General features: G+C 69.8%; 17 protein-coding genes and 1 tRNA gene. 2 read left to right on the forward strand and 16 right to left on the reverse strand.

The annotated features are described in order from the left end of the window. Positions 1 to 25: 25 nt before the first annotated feature. The 13 genes from ACFQVC_RS11290 to ACFQVC_RS11350 all read right to left on the reverse strand — a co-directional run bounded on the left by ACFQVC_RS11290 (position 26) and on the right by ACFQVC_RS11350 (position 14,853). On the reverse strand, positions 26 to 700 hold the full coding sequence (locus ACFQVC_RS11290) for an arsenate reductase/protein-tyrosine-phosphatase family protein (RefSeq protein ID WP_381829647.1): 675 nt from the start codon (positions 698 to 700) through the stop codon (positions 26 to 28). Continuing rightward, positions 697 to 1,344, reverse strand: a complete 648-nt coding sequence (locus ACFQVC_RS11295; RefSeq protein WP_381829649.1) for an L-threonylcarbamoyladenylate synthase — start codon at positions 1,342 to 1,344, stop codon at positions 697 to 699. The genes ACFQVC_RS11290 and ACFQVC_RS11295 overlap by 4 nt, the downstream gene beginning before the upstream one ends. A gap of 50 nt (positions 1,345 to 1,394) precedes the next feature. Next, on the reverse strand, positions 1,395 to 2,240 hold the full coding sequence (gene prmC, locus ACFQVC_RS11300) for a peptide chain release factor N(5)-glutamine methyltransferase (RefSeq protein ID WP_381829651.1): 846 nt from the start codon (positions 2,238 to 2,240) through the stop codon (positions 1,395 to 1,397). Between the two features lie 42 nt (positions 2,241 to 2,282). Further along, positions 2,283 to 3,362, reverse strand: a complete 1,080-nt coding sequence (prfA, locus tag ACFQVC_RS11305; protein ID WP_381829653.1) for a peptide chain release factor 1 — start codon at positions 3,360 to 3,362, stop codon at positions 2,283 to 2,285. A 102-nt stretch (positions 3,363 to 3,464) separates the two neighbouring features. Then, positions 3,465 to 3,689 carry a 50S ribosomal protein L31 gene (rpmE, locus tag ACFQVC_RS11310; protein ID WP_381829655.1) on the reverse strand — a complete coding sequence of 75 codons (225 nt, stop codon included), beginning with the start codon at positions 3,687 to 3,689 and terminating at the stop codon, positions 3,465 to 3,467. Positions 3,690 to 3,987: 298 nt separating this feature from the next. Beyond that, a complete protein-coding gene (locus ACFQVC_RS11315) occupies positions 3,988 to 5,115 on the reverse strand; it encodes an LCP family glycopolymer transferase (protein ID WP_381829657.1) in 1,128 nt (375 codons plus the stop codon). Between the two features lie 391 nt (positions 5,116 to 5,506). Further along, positions 5,507 to 7,501 (reverse strand): transcription termination factor Rho, encoded by a 1,995-nt coding sequence (gene rho, locus ACFQVC_RS11320; protein WP_381829660.1) that lies wholly within the window; start codon positions 7,499 to 7,501, stop codon positions 5,507 to 5,509. Between the two features lie 372 nt (positions 7,502 to 7,873). Continuing rightward, entirely contained in the window at positions 7,874 to 8,791 is a 918-nt protein-coding gene (thrB, locus tag ACFQVC_RS11325) for a homoserine kinase (protein WP_381829662.1), read from the reverse strand. A 323-nt stretch (positions 8,792 to 9,114) separates the two neighbouring features. Continuing rightward, positions 9,115 to 10,194, reverse strand: coding sequence for a threonine synthase (thrC, locus tag ACFQVC_RS11330; RefSeq protein WP_381829664.1), 1,080 nt, complete (start codon positions 10,192 to 10,194; stop codon positions 9,115 to 9,117). 13 nt (positions 10,195 to 10,207) lie between these two features. After that, positions 10,208 to 11,500, reverse strand: a complete 1,293-nt coding sequence (locus ACFQVC_RS11335; protein ID WP_381829666.1) for a homoserine dehydrogenase — start codon at positions 11,498 to 11,500, stop codon at positions 10,208 to 10,210. Positions 11,501 to 11,627: 127 nt separating this feature from the next. After that, positions 11,628 to 13,019, reverse strand: coding sequence for a diaminopimelate decarboxylase (gene lysA / locus ACFQVC_RS11340; RefSeq protein ID WP_381829668.1), 1,392 nt, complete (start codon positions 13,017 to 13,019; stop codon positions 11,628 to 11,630). 88 nt (positions 13,020 to 13,107) lie between these two features. Then, positions 13,108 to 14,238: an ArgS-related anticodon-binding protein NrtL gene (gene nrtL / locus ACFQVC_RS11345; RefSeq protein WP_381829670.1), complete on the reverse strand. Its 1,131-nt coding sequence runs from the start codon at positions 14,236 to 14,238 to the stop codon at positions 13,108 to 13,110. Positions 14,239 to 14,334: 96 nt separating this feature from the next. Then, complete coding sequence (locus tag ACFQVC_RS11350) at positions 14,335 to 14,853, reverse strand: response regulator (protein WP_381829672.1); 519 nt, start codon at positions 14,851 to 14,853, stop codon at positions 14,335 to 14,337. A 286-nt stretch (positions 14,854 to 15,139) separates the two neighbouring features. Here ACFQVC_RS11350 and ACFQVC_RS11355 point away from each other — a divergent pair. After that, a tRNA-Arg gene (locus ACFQVC_RS11355) sits at positions 15,140 to 15,211 on the forward strand. A gap of 181 nt (positions 15,212 to 15,392) precedes the next feature. Further along, positions 15,393 to 15,839 (forward strand): SRPBCC family protein, encoded by a 447-nt coding sequence (locus tag ACFQVC_RS11360; protein ID WP_381829674.1) that lies wholly within the window; start codon positions 15,393 to 15,395, stop codon positions 15,837 to 15,839. 45 nt (positions 15,840 to 15,884) lie between these two features. Here the strand turns inward: ACFQVC_RS11360 and ACFQVC_RS11365 are convergent, their stop codons facing one another. The 3 genes from ACFQVC_RS11365 to ACFQVC_RS11375 form a co-directional block, all read right to left on the reverse strand. Further along, entirely contained in the window at positions 15,885 to 16,778 is an 894-nt protein-coding gene (locus tag ACFQVC_RS11365; RefSeq protein ID WP_381829676.1) for a LysR family transcriptional regulator, read from the reverse strand. Between the two features lie 176 nt (positions 16,779 to 16,954). After that, a complete protein-coding gene (locus ACFQVC_RS11370; protein ID WP_381829678.1) occupies positions 16,955 to 17,668 on the reverse strand; it encodes a response regulator in 714 nt (237 codons plus the stop codon). Continuing rightward, positions 17,665 to 18,939: a sensor histidine kinase gene (locus tag ACFQVC_RS11375; protein WP_381829680.1), complete on the reverse strand. Its 1,275-nt coding sequence runs from the start codon at positions 18,937 to 18,939 to the stop codon at positions 17,665 to 17,667. Before ACFQVC_RS11375 ends, ACFQVC_RS11370 begins: the two co-directional genes overlap by 4 nt. Between the last annotated feature and the right edge of the window lie 38 nt (positions 18,940 to 18,977).

The raw sequence follows: 18,977 nt of genomic DNA on the forward strand, positions 1-18,977 counted from the left end.
CGCCGAGGACGCGGACCGGTACGGCTCAGGCCGGGGCCGGGACTCCCGTCAGAGCCGTGACCACGGGGTCGAGTGCCTGGCTGATCTCATCGCCGATCGAGCGGAAGAACGGCAGCGGGGCGCCATAGGGGTCGTGCACCTCGTCCGCCTCCGCGCTCGGCGCGAGCAGCCAGCCGCGCAGTGCCGCGGCGGCCCGCACCAGAGCCCGGGCCCGCTCCACCACACCGTCGTCGAGGGGGTCGGGCAGGGTCGCCGGATCTATGGCACGTACCAGGCGCGTGAACTCCTTCAGGGTGAAGGTGCGCAGGCCCGCGCTGTGCCCCATGGAGATGACCTGGGCGCGGTGATCGCGCGTGGCGGTCAGGACCAGGTCGGCACGGATGACGTGCTCGTCCAGGAGCTCACGGCCCATGAAGCCGCTGGAGTCGGCGCCGAAGTCGGCGAGGACGGCGGCCGCGTTGGTCTCCATCGCGGCGCCCTCATGACCCCAGGTGCCCGCGCTCTCCACGATCAGGCCCCCGGTGAAGGGATCGCCCAGACGGTGCGCCAGGGCATGCCGCGTCAGCCGCTCGGTGATCGGTGAGCGGCAGACGTTGCCGGTGCTGACGTGGAGGATGCGGAAACTGTCCGACGGTCCGGGGACCGCCCCGGGAAACGGTTCGGGAAGATTCGCTATGCCACGCCCCTCGGGGGCCGTCAATTGGCCACCTCGAGGTCGGGTACCACCTTGCGGAGCTCGTCGGCGTCCAGGGCCCCGGCCCGCAGGAGCACCGGCACCTTGCCGGTGACGTCCACGATCGAGGACGGCACGATCCCCGGGGTGGGACCGCCGTCCAGGTACACGGAGACGGAGTCGCCGAGCATCTCCTGCGCGGCGTCACAGTCCTCCGGAGCGGGGTGACCGGTGAGGTTGGCCGATGAGACCGCCATGGGTCCGGTCTCGGTGAGCAGTTCGATGGCGACCGGGTGCAGCGGCATCCGGATCGCGACGGTGCCCCGGGTGTCCCCCAGGTCCCACTGCAGGGACGGCTGGTGCTTGGCGACCAGGGTCAGCGCGCCGGGCCAGAAGGCGTCGACGAGCTCCCAGGCCATCTCGGAGAAGTCGGTGACCAGACCGTGCAGCGTGTTCGGGGAGCCGATGAGCACGGGCGTGGGCATATTGCGGCCGCGGCCCTTGGCTTCGAGGAGGTCGTGGACGGCCTCCGAGCTGAAGGCGTCGGCACCGACTCCGTAGACGGTGTCGGTGGGCAGCACGACCAGCTCGCCGCGACGGACGGCGGACGCGGCCTCACGCAGACCTGTGGCGCGGTCGGTCGCGTCGTTCGTGTCGTATCGCCGTGCCATTTAGCGAGCCTCCTCGTACGCGTGCAACTTCTCGGTGGTGTGCGGTCCGGTCACGGCAGCGCCTTGCGGGCGGTTGCGAAACGAGGCCGGTTGTTCAGGTCGGGGTGGTCGGCCGCGTCCGCCCAGCCCCGCTCCTCGGTGAAGATCCACGGCACCTGCCCGCCCTGGGTGTCGGCATGCTCGATGACGACGACGCCGCCGGGGCGAAGGAGCCGGTGAGCGGTGCGCTCCAGGCCGCGGATGGTGTCGAGCCCGTCCTCGCCGGAGAACAGCGCGAGCTCGGGGTCGTAGTCGCGGGCCTCGGGGGCGACATACTCCCACTCGGTCAGCGGGATGTACGGCGGATTGGAGATGACCAGGTCGACCTGGCCGTCGAGGTCGGGCAGCGCGGTCAGCGCGTTCCCCTGGGTGAGAACGACGCGGGACCCCTCGACGTTCTTACGCGTCCACACCAGGGCCTCTTCGGAGAGCTCCACGGCGTGCACCCGCGAGCGCGGCACCTCCTGCGCCATGGCCAGGGCGATGGCGCCCGAACCGGTGCACAGATCGACGATGAGCGGCTCGACCACATCCATGGCGCGGACCGCGTCTATGGCCCAGCCGACCACGGACTCGGTCTCCGGACGCGGTACGAACACTCCGGGGCCGACCTGCAGTTCCAGGTAGCGGAAGAAGGCGCGTCCGGTGATGTGCTGCAGCGGCTCACGGGCCTCGCGCCGGGAGACGGCCTCCCAGTAGCGGGCGTCGAAGTCGGCGTCCTTGACGTTGTGCAGCTCTCCGCGTTTGACGCCGTGCACGAAGGCGGCGAGCTCCTCGGCGTCGAAACGCGGAGAGGGCACGCCGGCGTCGGCCAGCCGCTGGGTGGCCTGGGCCACTTCCGCGAGCAGCAGGTTCACGCTGGTCCTCCGGGGCTGCAGTACGTGCTGATCAGTGGGCGGCTACTGGGCGGCGGCGAGCTTGGCCGCGGAGTCCGCGTCCACACAGGCCTGGATGACCGCGTCCAGGTCGCCGTCGAGCACCTGGTCCAAGTTGTACGCCTTGAAGCCCACACGGTGGTCGGAGATGCGGTTCTCCGGGAAGTTGTACGTGCGGATCTTCTCGGAGCGGTCGACCGTGCGGACCTGGCTGCGACGGGCGTCGGCGGCCTTGGACTCGGCCTCCTCCTGCGCCGCGGCGAGCAGCCTGGAGCGCAGAATACGCATCGCCTGCTCCTTGTTCTGCAGCTGGCTCTTCTCGTTCTGGCAGGAGGCCACGACACCGGTCGGGACATGGGTGATGCGCACCGCGGAGTCCGTGGTGTTGACGGACTGGCCGCCGGGCCCGGAGGAGCGGTAGACATCGATCCGAAGGTCGTTCGGGTTGATCTCGACGTCGATCTCCTCGGCCTCGGGCGTCACGAGGACACCGGCGGCGGAGGTGTGGATCCGGCCCTGGGACTCGGTGGCGGGCACCCGCTGCACCCGGTGCACCCCGCCCTCGTACTTCATCCGCGCCCAGACGCCCTGTCCCGGCTCGGTGGCCCCCTGGCCGCCCTTGGTCTTCACGGCGACCTGGACGTCCTTGTAGCCGCCGAGCTCGGACTCGGTGGAGTCGATGATCTCGGTCTTCCAGCCCACGCGCTCGGCGTAGCGCAGATACATCCGCAGCAGGTCGCCGGCGAACAGGGCGGACTCGTCGCCGCCCGCACCCGCCTTGATCTCTAGGAGGACGTCCTTGTCGTCGCTGGGGTCGCGCGGAACGAGCAGCAGCCGCAGCTTCTCGGTGAGCTCCTCGCGCTGCTCCTCGAGCTCCTTGACCTCGGCGGCGAAGTCCGGGTCGTCGGCGGCCAGTTCACGGGCCGTCCCGATGTCGTCCCCGGAGCGCTTCCAGGAGCGGTACGTGGCGACGATCGGGGTCAGCTCGGCGTAGCGCTTGTTGAGCTTGCGCGCGTTGGCCTGGTCCGAGTGGACCGACGGATCGGCGAGCTGCTTCTCAAGATCGGCGTGCTCGCCGATCAGTTCCTCGACCGCCTCGAACATCTCCGGGCTCCTGGGGTACGTAAAAGGGAAGGGATGCGACCAAAAACGCCGGTCCCTGGTCGCCCCTGGGCGGGAGCGACCGAGGACCGGCGCAGTGGCTCGCTACTTCTTGGCGGAGCCGGCGGCCTTGCCGAAGCGGGCCTCGAAGCGGGCCACACGGCCACCGGTGTCGAGGATCTTCTGCTTGCCCGTGTAGAACGGGTGGCACTCGGAGCAGACCTCGGCGCGGACGGAGCCGCTCTCGATGGTGCTACGGGTGGTGAACGAGGCACCGCAGGTGCAGCTGACCTGGGTCTCGACGTACTCGGGGTGGATGTCGCGCTTCAAGGTGTCTCCTAGATTTCGGGAGGGCGCCGGGTCGCACGCGCGGGATGCGGGTGCGTGAACCGGGGCCGACGTACCAGTCTGCCAGGACGGGCCGCATCCCCCAAAACCGGGGTGGGCCCGGAAGTATTCCCGGGCCCGTCGGCGGCCGCTCCCGCGGGGCGCCGCCGGCCCTGCGGCCCGCTGGTGGCTGTTGCGGCCCCGAGGGGCGCGGGGAACTGCGCGAGACCGGCCACGACGCACCCGCGGGCGCCGTACCGGACTTCCCGCGGAGCGCTCGGCCGCTCAGCCGCTCAGTTGCTCAGTTGCTCTTGACGAAGCTGCCCGCGTCGCCCTTGTCGCCCGCGGAGTCCTTGGTGGCCTCGGCGGGGATGGGCTTGTCGGCGTGCAGGGCGTCCCAGACGAGCTTGGCGTCCTTGTCGATGGGCTCGACGCGGTTGGGGTCGAGCGTGTCCGGCTTCACCGGGAGCGTGATCATGTTCATGTCGCCGGCCTCGATGCCCTTGAGGCCGTTGGCGAAGCCGATCAGGCTGTTGACGGAGTCGAGCTCCGAGTCGGTGGTGACCGCGCTGGTCGCGGTGTCCGCGAGGGAGTAGAGCTTCTTCGGGTTGGTGAAGACGCCGACGTCCTTGACCTGGTTGATCAGCGCCTTGATGAAGGCCTGCTGCAGCTGTATTCGGCCCAGGTCGCCGCCGTCTCCGACGGCGTGCCGGGTGCGCACGAGCCCGAGGGCCTGCTCTCCCTTGAGGGTGTGGGTACCGGCCTGCAGATCGAGGTGGCTGTCCTTGTCCTTGATCGCCTTGTTGGTGGTGATCTCCACGCCGCCGAGCTCGTCGATGAGCTTCTTGAAGCCGGTGAAGTCGACCTCGAGATAGTGGTCCATGCGGATGCCGGACATCTTCTCGACGGTCTTCACGGCGCAGGCGGGACCGCCCACCGAGTACGACTCGTTGAACATCTTGCGCGGACCGCCGGGGTCCTTCTTGCCGTTCTCCGCCGTGCACTCGGGCCTGGTGACCAGGGTGTCCCTGGGTATGGAGACCACGCTGGCCTTCTTGTGGCCCTCGTAGACATGCACGATCATCGCGGTGTCGGAGCGGGCCGACTCCTCGTCGCCGCCGCCGTACTTGGAGTTGTCGCCGGCCCGGGAGTCGGAGCCGAGGACGAGGATGTCCATGGAGCCGTTGTCGACGTCGTCGGGGCGGTCGGTGCCGAGCGCCGCGTTGATGTCCACGCCGTGGATGTTGCCGTTGAGCTTGAAGTAGACGTAGCCGAGGCCCGCTCCGCCGAGGACGACGACGGACGCCGCGGCCCACGCGGTGATGACGAGGGCCTTTTTGCGCGTGCTGCGCGGCTTGCGCCTGCGGCCCGTGGGGCCACCGGGCCGCCGCTGCGGCTTGCTGTTCGCGCGCTCGTCGCTCTCGGGCATGTGCTCCTCAGTCCTCGGTCGGCCGGGTACCCCCTGCTCTCAGGGTCAGACGTGGTTCAACGCCACCGGCCGTCCACTCACCGGCATCGCGACCAGTCAGACGTCGAATCCGGAAAAAGGGTTGCACAGGACATTAAGAGCTCCGTAAGACAAGGCAGCCCGCAGCCCGTCTGTCCCAAGGGTCCCACTCTCCCCCGCTCCGGGCGCGAGCACCCGCGCTCACCTGGGGATTCTTCCTGCGCGACACCCTCACCGCCCCTGAGCACCGGCCGCCAGAGCTGTGGTGAAGGTCTCGCCCGTGGCCGTTCCGTGACCGCCGGAAAGGCAGAAAGTCCCGCCCTCGCCGCGATGCGCGACGGGGGCGGGACTCCGCGGAGTGCGCCTGCTGAGATCAGTCGTTGCCGTTGCCCGGGGTGGGCGTCGTCTTGGCGATCTGCATCAGGAACTCGGCGTTCGACTTGGTCTGCTTCATCTTGTCGAGAAGCAGCTCGATCGCCTGCTGCGAGTCGAGCGCGTGCAGCACCCGGCGAAGCTTCCAGACGATGCTCAGCTCTTCGCCGTTGAGGAGGATCTCCTCCTTACGGGTGCCGGACGGGTCGACGTCGACAGCCGGGAAGATGCGCTTGTCGGCGAGCTTCCGGTCGAGCTTGAGCTCCATGTTGCCGGTGCCCTTGAACTCCTCGAAGATCACCTCGTCCATGCGCGAGCCGGTCTCGACGAGCGCGGTGGCCAGGATGGTCAGCGAACCGCCGTCCTCGATGTTGCGCGCGGCACCGAAGAAGCGCTTCGGCGGGTAGAGCGCGGTCGAGTCGACACCACCGGACAGGATGCGCCCGGAGGCCGGGGCCGCGAGGTTGTACGCACGGCCGAGGCGGGTGATGGAGTCGAGCAGGACGACCACGTCGTGACCCAGCTCCACCAGGCGCTTGGCGCGCTCGATGGCCAGCTCGGCGACCGTGGTGTGGTCCTCGGCGGGACGGTCGAAGGTCGAGGAGATGACCTCGCCCTTCACCGACCGCTGCATGTCGGTGACTTCCTCGGGCCGCTCGTCGACGAGGACGACCATGAGGTGGCACTCGGGGTTGTTGTGCGTGATCGCGTTGGCGACCGCCTGCAGGATCATGGTCTTGCCGGTCTTCGGCGGGGCCACGATCAGACCGCGCTGGCCCTTGCCGATCGGCGACACGAGGTCGATGATCCGGCTCGACAGGATGCCCGGGTCGGTCTCAAGACGCAGCCGCTCCTGCGGGTACAGCGGCGTCAGCTTGTTGAACTCCGAGCGGCCGCGGCCACTTTCGGGCGCCATGCCGTTGACGGAGTCGAGACGCACCAGCGCGTTGAACTTCTCGCGGCGCTCGCCGTCCTTGGGCTGGCGCACGGCACCGGTGACGTGATCGCCCTTGCGCAGACCGTTCTTACGGACCTGGGCGAGCGAGACGTACACGTCATTGGGGCCCGGGAGGTAGCCCGACGTACGGATGAAGGCGTAGTTGTCAAGGATGTCGAGGATGCCCGCGACAGGGATCAGGACATCGTCATCGGACAGCTGCGGCTCGTTCACATCGTCACGGCCACGACGGCCGCGACGGTCCCGGTAACGGCCCCGGCGGCCACGGCGGCCACCCTCGAAGTCGTCGTCGTCCTGGCGGTCTTGACGGTCCTGGCGGCCACCACCGCCCTGCTCCTTGCGGCCCTGGTTACCACCCTGGCCACCGCCCTGACCGCCCTGGTCGTCGCCCTTGTTGCGGCGGCCACGGTCGCGGCGGTTGTTGCGGTCACCGCGGTCACGGCCCCGCCCCTCGGCGTTGTCCGCGGCGTTCTCCGCCTTGGCGTCGCCGCCGTCGTTCTTGGCCTCCGCCTTGGGCTCGCTCTTGGCGTCCGCGGGGGCGTCCGGGCTGCCGGCCTCGGCGGTGGCCCGGCGACGGCCACGGCGCTCGGCGGCCGGGGTGTCGTCGCTCGCGGGCTGGCCCGGGATGTCGATCTGCTGCTGGGCGGAAGCCTTGTCGGCGCTCGAAGCCTTGGCGGGCTTGTCGGCGCTCGCAGCCTTCTCCGGGCTGTCGGCATCACCGGTACGGGCCTTGGAGGTGGCGCGGCGCTTGGGCTTCGCCTCCGCGTCCCCCGCAGCCTTCGCGGGAGCGCCCCCGGCAGCCTGGGCCTCCTTGATGACCTCGATCAGCTGGCTCTTGCGCATCCGCGCGGTGCCCCTGATCCCGAGGCCGGATGCGACCTGCTGAAGCTCTGCCAGCACCATGCCCTCAAGGCCGGTGCCGCGGCGCCGCCGCGTGCCGGCCGAAGCACCGGACGCGGGCGCAGCAGAGGCGTCCGTGGCGGGCGCGGCAGCGGTCTCGTCGACACGTGCGCCCATCAGATCGGTGGTGTCGCTCACGAAGGGTCCTTCCCTGGAGCGGACGTCGGCCTGTCTGGCTCGGCGACCGGTTGTGCTGTCCGGCGGGGCTTTGGTGGTGCGGACCTGCCGGGGCGGTGGTCCCGCCGATATGGCGGAAGAGTTCATTGATGACGACGTTTCCCGATGCCGTGCCACCAGTCGTGCTGTGTCACTGGGCTCGGTCACGCCGGTTCCGGAGCGTGCTCAGCGCCGCTCAATGCGTGGCATCAAGCAGTTTGGGGGGCTCCCGGAAGAAGGTCTGTCCCTGACGGGGACACGAAGCACCGCGCCATTGAGACGTCGGGTGCAGACTTGAGGTTAACACTACCGGATCCAACAAACATTCCCCCTCTCTTACTCCGGCATTCGTGTTCAGGGCGCAAGCGGCAGCACGCTCGCTCCCGTCGCGTCGAGCGCCAGACGGTTGGCCGCCCAGCCCTCGCCCGCAAGGCGTGCGACCTTGTCGGCCGCACTGTCCTCGGCCAGCGCGAGCACCGTGGGGCCCGCGCCGGAGATGACCGCGGGCACACCGTCCGCACGCAGTCGTTCGACCAGGGCGGCGCTCTCCGGCATGGCCGGGGCGCGGTACTCCTGGTGCAGTCGGTCCTCGGTGGCCGGAAGCAGCAGCTCCGGGCGGCGGGTCAGGGCCTCCACGAGCAGGGCGGCACGCCCCGCGTTGGCCGCGGCGTCCACATGCGGGACAGAGCGCGGAAGCAGTCCGCGGGCCGTCTCCGTCAGCACCGGCTTACCGGGCACGAAGACCACTGGAACGATGGAATCGGCGGGCTCCATCCTGATCGCCCGCGCCGCTCCCCCGTCCATCCAGGAGAGCGTGAAGCCGCCGAGCAGACAGGCGGCGACATTGTCGGGGTGCCCCTCGATCTCGGTGGCGAGTTCGAGCAGCGCGGTGTCGTCCAACTTGGCGTCGCCGCCTATGGTCACGGCGCGCGCGGCGACGATGCCGGCGCAGATCGCGGCGGACGAGGAACCGAGGCCGCGGCCGTGCGGAATGCGGTTGGCGCACACCACTTCGAGTCCGCGGGGCTGGCCCCCGAGCAGGTCGAAGGCGGTGCGCAGGGAGCGTACGAGCAGATGACTCTCGTCGCGCGGCAGCGTCTCGGAGCCCTCGCCCGCGATGTCGATGTGCAGACCGGAGTCCGCCACTCTGACTACGACGTCGTCGTACAACCCCAGCGCCAGGCCGAGGGCGTCGAAGCCCGGACCGAGGTTGGCGCTGGTGGCGGGGACGCGCACCCGGACGGCGGCGGCGCGGAAGGCGGGACCGGCCATCGCTCGATGACTCTCCTTGTTGAGCTGCGAGTTTTTCGAAGTTTTCGCAAGAGGAACGACAGAGTACGTAAACACCCGAAGGCCGCTACCGGCGGCACCGCGGCATATGCGGCGGGGCGGGTTCGGTACAGCCTATCGAAGGAAGGTTCTGTGGCGACATAGGGCGCACAGGAGGCGCACGATGCGTGTCGCGAGCCCCCTGTGCACCCCTGAACAGGAATGGACGCATATGCCGGACTCCGCCCGGCGCCTGCCGTGCCGGAACCCTGCTCCCGGGCTGCGTTCCCGGGTGGCCCCGGACCCTGTTCCCGGGTGGCCCCGGGTTACGCGAGGCCAAGCCGCTCGGCCGCGGCCGCGGCGTCGACCGGCACCGTGACCGGCTGCGGAGCACCCGCGACGGCCCAGTCCGGGTCCTTGAGGCCGTTGCCCGTGACCGTACAGACGATGCGCTGGCCCTTGTCGACCTTGCCCTCTTCGGTGGCCTTGAGCAGACCGGCGACCGACGCGGCCGACGCGGGCTCCACGAAGACACCCTCGCGGGCGGCCAACAGCTTGTAGGCACGCAGGATTTGACGGTCCGTCACCTCGTCGATGAAGCCGCCCGACTCATCCCGCGCCGCCTCGGCGAAGCCCCAGGAGGCGGGGTTGCCGATGCGAATCGCGGTGGCGATGGTCGACGGGTCCTTGACCACTTCGCCGCGCACGATCGGCGCCGAACCGGAGGCCTGGAAGCCCCACATGCGCGGGGCGTGCGTGGCCAGGCCGTCGGCGGCGTACTCGCCGTACCCCTTCCAGTACGCGGTGATGTTGCCCGCGTTGCCGACCGGGAGCACATGGATGTCGGGGGCGTCGCCGAGGCGGTCCACGATCTCGAACGCGGCGGTCTTCTGGCCCTCGATACGCACCGGGTTCACCGAATTGACCAGCGCCACCGGGTAGTTCTCGCTCAGACCGCGCGCGAGCACCAGACAGTCGTCGAAGTTGCCGTCGACCTGCAGGATCTTCGCGCCGTGCACCAGGGCCTGGCCCAGCTTGCCCATGGCGATCTTGCCCTGCGGGATGAGGACGGCGCTGACCATGCCAGCCTTGCCCGCGTAGGCCGCGGCGGAGGCCGACGTATTGCCGGTGGAGGCGCAGATGACCGCCTTGGCGCCCTCCTCCTTGGCCCTGGTGATCGCCATCGTCATGCCACGGTCCTTGAAGGACCCGGTGGGGTTGGCGCCCTCCACCTTCAGATGGACCTCACAGCCGGTGAGCTCCGAAAGCACCTCTGCGCGGACGAGCGGAGTGCCGCCCTCGCCGAGCGTGACCACGGGCGTCGTCTCGCTCACGGGCAGACGCTCGCGGTACTCCTCGATGATCCCGCGCCACTGGTGGGCGCCGGTCCGGGTGGCGGGCTGCATACCCATCGTTCCTCTACTCCCCTTCAACACGCATGATGCTGGCGACACCCCGCACGGTGTCGAGCTTGCGCAGAGCCTCGACTGTGCCGGTGAGGGCGGCGTCAGCTGCGCGGTGAGTGACGACGACGAGGGAAGCCTCGCCGTCCTTGCCCTGCTGGCGGACGGTGTCGATCGAGACACCGTGCTCGGCGAAGACCGTTGCCACCTGGGCGAGTACGCCCGGCTTGTCGGCCACGTCGAGGCTGATGTGGTACCGCGTGACGACCTCGCCCATCGGGCTCACCGGCAGTCGGGTGTACGCGGATTCGCCGGGCCCGGTGGCACCGGCGAGCTTGTTGCGGCATACGGCGACGAGGTCGCCGAGCACGGCCGATGCGGTGGGCGCGCCGCCGGCGCCGGGGCCGTAGAACATCAGCTGCCCCGCGGCCTCCGACTCCACGAACACCGCGTTGTACGCCTCGCGGACCGAGGCGAGCGGGTGGCTGAGCGGGATCATCGCGGGGTGCACGCGCGCGGTGACGGACTCGCCGTCGGCGGCGCGCTCGCAGATGGCGAGCAGCTTGATGGTGCAGCCCATCTCCTTCGCAGAGGCGAAGTCGGCGGCGGTGACCTCGGTCATGCCCTCGCGGTACACATCGTCGAGCCGCACGCGCGTGTGGAAGGCGATTCCGGCGAGGATCGCGGCCTTGGCGGCGGCGTCGAAGCCCTCGACGTCGGCGGTCGGGTCCGCCTCCGCGTAGCCGAGCGCGGTGGCCTCGTCGAGCGCCTCCTGGTACCCGGCGCCCGTGGATTCCATCTTGTCGAGGATGAAGTTGGTGGTGCCGTTCACGATGCCGAGCACGCGATTGACCTTGTCGCCCGCGAGGGACTCCCGAAGGGGCCGGATCAGCGGAATGGCACCGGCGACGGCCGCCTCGTAATACAGGTCCCGGCCGTGCTCCTCGGCGGCGGCGTGCAGCGCGGCGCCGTCCTGGGCGAGCAGCGCCTTGTTGGCGGAGACCACCGACGCGCCGTGCTCGAAGGCGGTCGTGATGAGCGTACGAGCGGGCTCGATGCCGCCGATGACCTCGACGACCACGTCCAGGTCACCGCGCTTGACCAGGGCGGTCGCGTCCGTGGTGATCAGGTCCTTGTCGATGCCCTCGCGCACACGGTCCGGGCGGCGCACGGCCACCCCGGCGAGCTCCACCGGGGCACCGATGCGGGCGGCGAGGTCGGCGGCGTGCGTCGTCATGATGCGCACAACCTCGGAGCCGACGACCCCGCAGCCAAGGAGCGCCACTTTCAGCGGACGCGTACGCATCATCCGACCTCACTTCTCATACATCTACGGTGGGACCAGTCTCACTCACCGGAACGGAGTTTCTATCCCCGGTCCGGATCCTGAGACGGATATTTCACGGAACGGGTTGTACCGCTCCGGCGGACATCTTTCAGCCGACGTCCAGACGCAGGAGATCTTCCTCCGTCTCGCGGCGGACGATGACCCGGGCCTCGCCATCCTTGACCGCGACGACCGGCGGCCGCAGCGCGTGGTTGTAATTGCTCGCCATGGAGCGGCAGTACGCCCCCGTCGCCGGCACCGCGATCAGGTCGCCAGGAGCCAGGTCCGCCGGCAGGAAGGCGTCCTTGACCACGATGTCGCCGCTCTCGCAGTGCTTGCCCACGACCCGTACCAGCATCGGCGCCGCGTCCGAGCGGCGGGAGACGAGGGCGACGCTGTACTCGGCGTCGTACAGCGCCGTACGGATGTTGTCCGACATGCCGCCGTCCACGGACACATACGTCCGCAGCCCCTCCAGCGGCTTGATCGTCCCGACGCGGTACAGCGTGAAGGCCGTCGGCCCGACGATGGCGCGGCCGGGCTCGACGGAGATCCGGGGCGCGGAGAGCCCTGCGGACTCGCACTCGCGCGTGACGATCTCGGTCAGCGCCTTGGCGATCTCGTGCGGTTCGCGCGGGTCGTCGTCGGACGTGTACGCGATGCCGAGGCCGCCGCCGAGGTCGATCTCCGGGAGCTCGACGCCGTGCTCGTCACGGACCTCGGCAAGGAGCTGCACCACACGGCGGGCGGACACCTCGAAGCCCGCCATGTCGAAGATCTGCGAACCGATGTGGGAGTGGATGCCGATCAGCTCGAGCCCGTCGAGCTTGAGGGCGCGGCGTACGGCCTCGGCCGCCTGGCCGCCGGCCAGGGCGATACCGAACTTCTGGTCCTCGTGCGCGGTCGCGATGAACTCATGCGTATGCGCCTCGACGCCCACGGTCACGCGGATCTGCACCCGCTGCCGCTTGCCGAGGCTCTCGGCGATATGGGCGACCCGCGCGATCTCCTGGAACGAGTCGAGGACGATCCGCCCGACGCCCGCCTCGACGGCCCGCTCGATCTCCTCGGGCGACTTGTTGTTGCCGTGGTAGGCGATCCGCTCGGCGGGCATACCGGCGCCGAGCGCGGTGGCCAGCTCGCCCCCGGAGCACACATCGAGGTTGAGCCCTTCCTCCTTCAGCCACTTCACGATCGCGCGGGACAGGAAGGCCTTCCCGGCGTAGAAGACATCGGCGTCGGCGCCGAAGGCCTCCCGCCAGGCCTGGCAGCGGGCCCGGAAGTCGGCCTCGTCGAGGAAGTACGCCGGGGTGCCGAACTCCTCGGCGAGCCGGGCGACTTCGATCCCGCCGACGGTCACGGCGCCCTCGGCGTCACGGGTGACGGTGCGCGACCAGACCTTCGCCTCCAGGGCGTTCAGATCGGTGGGCGGCGCGGTGTAGTGGCCCTCGGGCAGGACATCGGCGTGACGGGGCCCGGCGGGGTGTGCGGAACGGCTCATGGCGTGGGCGTCTCTCTTACGTGCTGGCGTTCACGGGTGGTCGGGGTGCCGGTCGGCGCGCGACGTCCGGGTGCGCTGCGATACGCGGTCACAGGTACTCCGGCGCGCTGATGCCGAGCAGGGACAGGCCGCCGGCGAGCACCGTCCCGGCGGCTTCGGCGAGCGCGAGCCGGGCGCGGTGGGCGGCCCCGGGTTTCTCGTCACCGAGAGGAAGGACCGTGTACTGAAGGGTCAGCAACGCGTCGGCGACCGTGACCAGATGCCGCGCGAGCCGGTCCGGTGCACGGTGCCGGGCGGCGGCTTCGAGGATGCGGGGGTGGGCCGTGAGGGCGGAGACGAGGTCCACGACGCCTTGCGCGGCGCCATGTGCGGCGCCTTGTGGGGCTGCTCCCGGTCCGTCTCCGTCTACGGCGCCGTCTCCGTCTACGGCTCCGGGGGCGCCGGAGAAGCCGAGGGCGGCGGCGTTACGGGTGAGGGCGCGGCTACGGGCGTAGGCGTACCGGACCCGGAAGAGGGGGTTGCTCTCGCTCTGGACGAGGAGGGCGGCGGTGAGGCGGGGGTGGTCGTGGGGGGCGGGGTGGAGGAGGCCCCACTGGGCGGCGTCGGTGTCGAGGACGTCGAGGGCTCGGGTGCCGGGGCCGGCCTGAGCGACGGCTGCGGCCCGGCCGACCGCTGCGGCGGCTCCGGCGGGTACGGCTGCTCCGGCGGGCACGGCGGGTACGGGGCGGAGGTCGAAGGGCTCGTCGTGGCCGATCTCGACGGTCGCACCCTGGGTGGCGGCGATACGGGCGACGGCCTCGGCGACCGCCTGCGCCCTGACCTCGTGCGGGATCCGCAGCCGGATGCGCTGCCCGGCCAGGGCGGTGCCGTGACCGTAGGCGTCCTGCCGGGCGAGGACCTCACGTACGACATCGGCGGTGAGCGAGGCCTGCTGCTCGCGCTGCAGGCTGATGTTCAGGAACCCGGGCCCTGTGACGGTGACGTCGGCGATACCGCTCTCACGGACGAGCCGGTCGCTCAGAAGCCGGGCTACCTCCTGGGCGGGCCGTCCCGCGGGTCCCGCGAGCCGCAGGGCGACATTGGTGGCGTAGTCCCCGCAGCCACCGGGCCGCGGCCGCTCGACCACGACCTGTGCAGGCACCGCCACGCTCAGCGCTCCCTCGTCGACAGCGCGGCGCACGGCGCGCAGCACGGTACGAGAGAGATCAGCGGGGGTCACGGGACAAGCGTATGGGAGGAGGGGGGTGGGCAGGCGAACCGGTTTTGGTTCCTTCTTGCCATACGGACGGGGACGGAGGGTCGGGCCTGCGGCCTCTCACCCCCGGGCGTGCCCGGCCCCTTCGGTGTGTCCGGCCTGGCCGGCCTGCCCCGACTGCCCGGCCCCGTGCTCGCCGCCGAACTGGACCGCTCTTCCGTCCGCCCTCAACTGGCCCACGACCCGGACCAGTTCGGCCGGCTCGAAGGGCTTGGCGAGAAAGGCGTCCACGCCTACGTCGAGACCGCTCTCCACCTCGTACTGCGTGCAGGCGCTCACGATGACGACCGGGGTGTTCCGGGTGCGCGGATCCGAGCGCAGCCGCGCGGCCGTACGGAGCCCGTCGAGGCGGGGCATCACGACATCGAGGGTGATCACATCAGGCCGTACCTGATGGACCACATCCAGACACTCGGCACCGTCGGCCGCGGTCACGACCTCGAAGCCCTCCAGCTCGAGGTTGACCCTGATCAGTTGCCGGATCACCTTGTTGTCGTCCACAACAAGCACCCGGCCGGACGCCCCTGGCACAACTCGAGAGTAGGTCCGCGCCCACCGCCGCGTCCGGGTTTTCCCCACTTCCGCCCCGTGCGGGGCAGGAAGCGGCGAGCGCCGGGCACGCTGACGCGGCTTTCGGGAGGGGGCACGGGAGGGTGCGCGTGTGGGTGCGCATGTGGGTGCGAGGGAGCGCGCAGCCCGCCGCGGGACCCGCCCGGGAACCACCTGTTCAGTACCTCGCCGGACCTCTCCGGCTACCGCTCCCCTACCTCTCAATACCTGTTCATGGATACCGCCACGAAGCTGGTAGGGTTCTACCCGTCGCCGCGCTCACAGCGCCCGACAAGCCCCTGAACCTCAGGGGCACGCCCCCGTAGCTCAGGGGATAGAGCAACGGCCTCCGGAGCCGTGTGCGCAGGTTCGAATCCTGCCGGGGGCACCCTGTATGAGGTGCCTTGAGACCCCGCCTTCAGCGCTTTTGCTGAGTGCGGGGTCTTTTTGTGTGGTCCGGCGGGGGTGTGGTGTCGGGGTGTCACGGAATTGGGTTCTCGCTGGTCTACCTGGTGGTGCGCGTTGTTGGGACGTGCCGGTGTCGGTGGGCTGGAGAAGGGGCGAGAGCTGTGGAGACCTTGATCGTGCGGCGGGTTGTCGGGGCGCCTGTTGAGGATGTGTTTGATTGGTGCGCCACCAGCAGCAACTACACGCGGTCGCCGTTCGTCCTGCGGGCGCGGCTGGCTCGGCCGGGGGCGGGGGCGCCGTATGGGGTGGGGGCCGTTCGGTTGCATACGTGGACGATCGGGTGGTTCCGGGAGCGGATCACGGCCTACAACCCGCCGTACGAGTTCGACTACACCGTCGAGCGGAGCTTTCCCGCCGCCCGGCATGAGCTCGGGCGGATGACGTTCACCGAGGTCGACGGAGGAACGGAAGTCGTGTGGACGACCAGGTTCGAGGTGCCGCTTCCGTTCGGCGCGGCGGCCCTCACCCGGGTGTGCGCCAAGCCCGTCATCGGCCGTGTCTTCGGCAGCATTCTTGATAGCGCTGATGCCGCGCTGCGCGGGCGGTAGCGGTAGCGGTAGCGGTAGCGGTAGCGGTAGCGGTAACAGAGGCCGTCATGCCACCGAGCGTCTCAGTGCGGGGGTGCCGTAGCCCGCCGCCTTTGTCGCGGTGGCCAGGGTGGTGAAGCGGCGGGCCAGCGGGTGTGTGCCGTGGATGGGGTGGACCAGGTTCAGCGGGACGTCGGGGGCGCCCGCGATCGGGATGAAGCGGACCGCCGGGTGCAGTTGGCGGCGTAGAACCAGTTCGGGGATGAGGCCGATGCCCTTGCCCATGGCCACGAGTTCCAGGCATTCGTCGAAGTTGTGGCAGGTCACCGTCTTGCGCGGGCGGTGGCCCTCGGGCCAGTCCTCGACGCCGACCGAGCCCGTGCAGGCGTTGAGGACGAGCGGGTGGTCGGCCAGATCCGCCCAGCGCAGGCGGGGGTGCGCGGCCAGCGGCGAGGTGCGCAGGACCGCGGCCACGCAGGGCTCCGAGTCGACCTCCACCACATGCATGCCGTTGGCGGTGGGGCGGCCGCGGACCAGGGCGACGTCGACCGTCTCCCGGTCGACGCCGGCCAGCCGCTCGTCCCTGTGGACGAGATCGACGCCCACGCCGGTCTCCTCTTCGAAGCGGGCTATGGCCGCCTGCACCCAGCCGTCCGGGAGCAGCCAGGAGAAGCCGAGGCGCAGCGTCGTCTCCGTGGTGTCCGGGACGAGTGCGGTCTCCAGGCGGGGCAGCAGGACGACCAGGTCGTCGCGCAGGCGCTCGCCGGATTCGCTGAGCGAGACATGGCGGGTGGTGCGGTTGAAGAGGCGGGTGTTGAGCATCTCCTCCAGGCGCCTGATGGAGCGCGTGAGAGAGGACTGGTTGGTGCCCAGCTGCAAGGCCGCCTGGCTGAAGCTGAGTGTGTCGGCTACTGCGAGAAAGGCGCGCAGGTGCCGGATCCCGACATCGTGCACTGCCATCACGTACTCCCTGTGCTCTTGGTAAGGCGTGTGGGGTAGTTGGGAGCTTATGCACGTGATTCGGTCGCGTGGCCGGTTGTGGACCGAAGGGTCGGGGGCTGTGTATCCAATGGGACATCCGTGGCCGGACCCACCGGACCCGCCGGACCCGCCGGACCCGCCCGGCGCCCTGTGCCCTATCGGGCGGGCGTGCGTGCCGGGCGGTGCGGTGGGGGCATCAGGCCGTGTGCCACCGCACGGTTCAGGGCGTCGAGGCGTGATACCGCCTCCAGCTTGACGAAGATGTTCCGCAGATGGCGCTTGACCGTGCCCTCGCTGAGGGCGAGCCGGCTGGCTATCTGGCGGTTGCTCAGCGCCAGGCCCACATGGTGCAGAACCTCCAACTCCCGTGCCGACAGAGCGGGTACGGGCGTCTGTGTGCGCCGGCCGGGGTGTGCCGCGGCGGCCGGGCCCGGGGCCGAGATCACCATGTGCCGGTTTCCCTCGGCCACGCTCCTGATCGCCAGTGCCAGGCTTTTACGGGTGGCCTGCTTGTGCAGATAGGCGCCGATTCCCAGTTGGGTCAATTCCTGGGCGAGTGCCGAGTCGTCGTACATCGTGAGAATGATGACGCGGCTTTCCGGGGCCACTTCGGCTATGGCGCGGACGGTCACCGCGGGGTCGTTCTCCGGCATTTCGATGTCCAACAGGACGATGTCGGGGCGGTGTTCGCGGGCGGCCGCCACCGCCGAACGGCCGTCGGACGCCTCGGCCACGACCTCGAAATCGTCCTCGATGCTCAGTACGCCGATGAGGGCTTCCCTCAGGAGCGTGTGGTCGTCGGCGATCAGGATGCGAATGGTCTCGCCGCCCGCCGCCGCCCTTTCCTCTCCGTAGCCGACCGCTTTCATACCGCCGCTTGCGCCTTACGGCCATCCTTGCGGACATCCTTATGGCCATCCTTGCGGAGGTCCTTACCGAGTTCCTTACGGAGATTGGGGACGCGGAACACCACCCGGGTTCCTTCGGCGGGTGAACTCAGCCAGCTGACCGTGCCGTTCATGAGCCGGACTCTTTCCCTTACGGAGGCGAGTCCGCCGCCCGCGGAGTCCGCGGCCGCCACCGCCCATACGTCGAATCCCGTGCCGTCGTCGCGGACTTCGGCGGATATCTCATGGGGAGCGATGTCGAGTTCCACGGTCACGGCGCCCGCCTCCGCGTGCGCCAAGGCGTTGCGCAGGCATTCCCGCAGGGCAATGAAGAGTTCGTAGCGCAGTTCGGTCCCCACCCATTCCTCGTCGCCGGTGACGAGGATCTCGAAGCGGGTCGACTCGGGTGCTGCGGAGTCCATGAAGTCACGCAGGGACGACTCGATGCCGGTGTCGGGGATCCGCAGGCGCAGCCCTCTGACGAGGGTCCGGGTGTAGCCGAGTGCGTCCTGGACCGCGTCGTAGGCGGCGTGGAGGCGGCGGGACGCGGGGCTTTCGCGTCTGTCGACGGTCTTGGACGGGTCCTTGGAGGGGTCCTTCGACGGGTCCGCTGCACTGCCGTCGGCCGTGGGGTCAGCTTCACCCGAGGTTACGGCTTCCGCCTCCGCCGAGGCCACGGCTTCCGCCTCCGCTTCCGCTTCCGCGATTTCCAGGCAACGCATCGCCGTGGCAAGGGAATTGCCCACATGGTCGTGGATGTCGCGGGCCATGCCGCGGCGCATTTCACAGTTCGCCTCCCCCGCCTGCTGGAGGAGAAACGAGTGGTACGCGCGCAGGGCGGCCTCCACTCGGTGGCCGACGCTGCGGTTGAAGGTGTGCAGGGCGACCGCGAGGAAATCCTCGGCCTGTTCCGCGGGGGCCGCGGCAATCGCCTTGCGTATATAAGGAAGCGCGACGTCGAACAGGGCCGTGCAGGCCTGAATGGATACCGCCGGGTTGACTCCCTGCTCGGCCCGGTGCGTGCCGACATCCGTCGAGAGGTCGATGGCCTTGTCGTCGGGGTGGTCCCAGGCCTGCCGCAGCGACTGCACGATGTCATCGATGATGGCGCGGGCCTGGCGTCGGCACTCTTCCCACATCAGTGGTTCCGCAAGGGTGTTGTGGCGTTCGCGCAGCGTTTTCCTGAAGTCCTCGATGACGGATTCCTCGAGCGCCGCCAGAGCTTCGGAAACAGCTGTGCAGTACGTACTCACAACCTTGCCCCCTCATTCCACTTGCCGGGCCTCTTGCA

Source organism: Streptomyces monticola (genome assembly GCF_042665355.1).
Taxonomy (GTDB): Bacteria; Actinomycetota; Actinomycetes; order Streptomycetales; family Streptomycetaceae; genus Streptomyces; species Streptomyces monticola.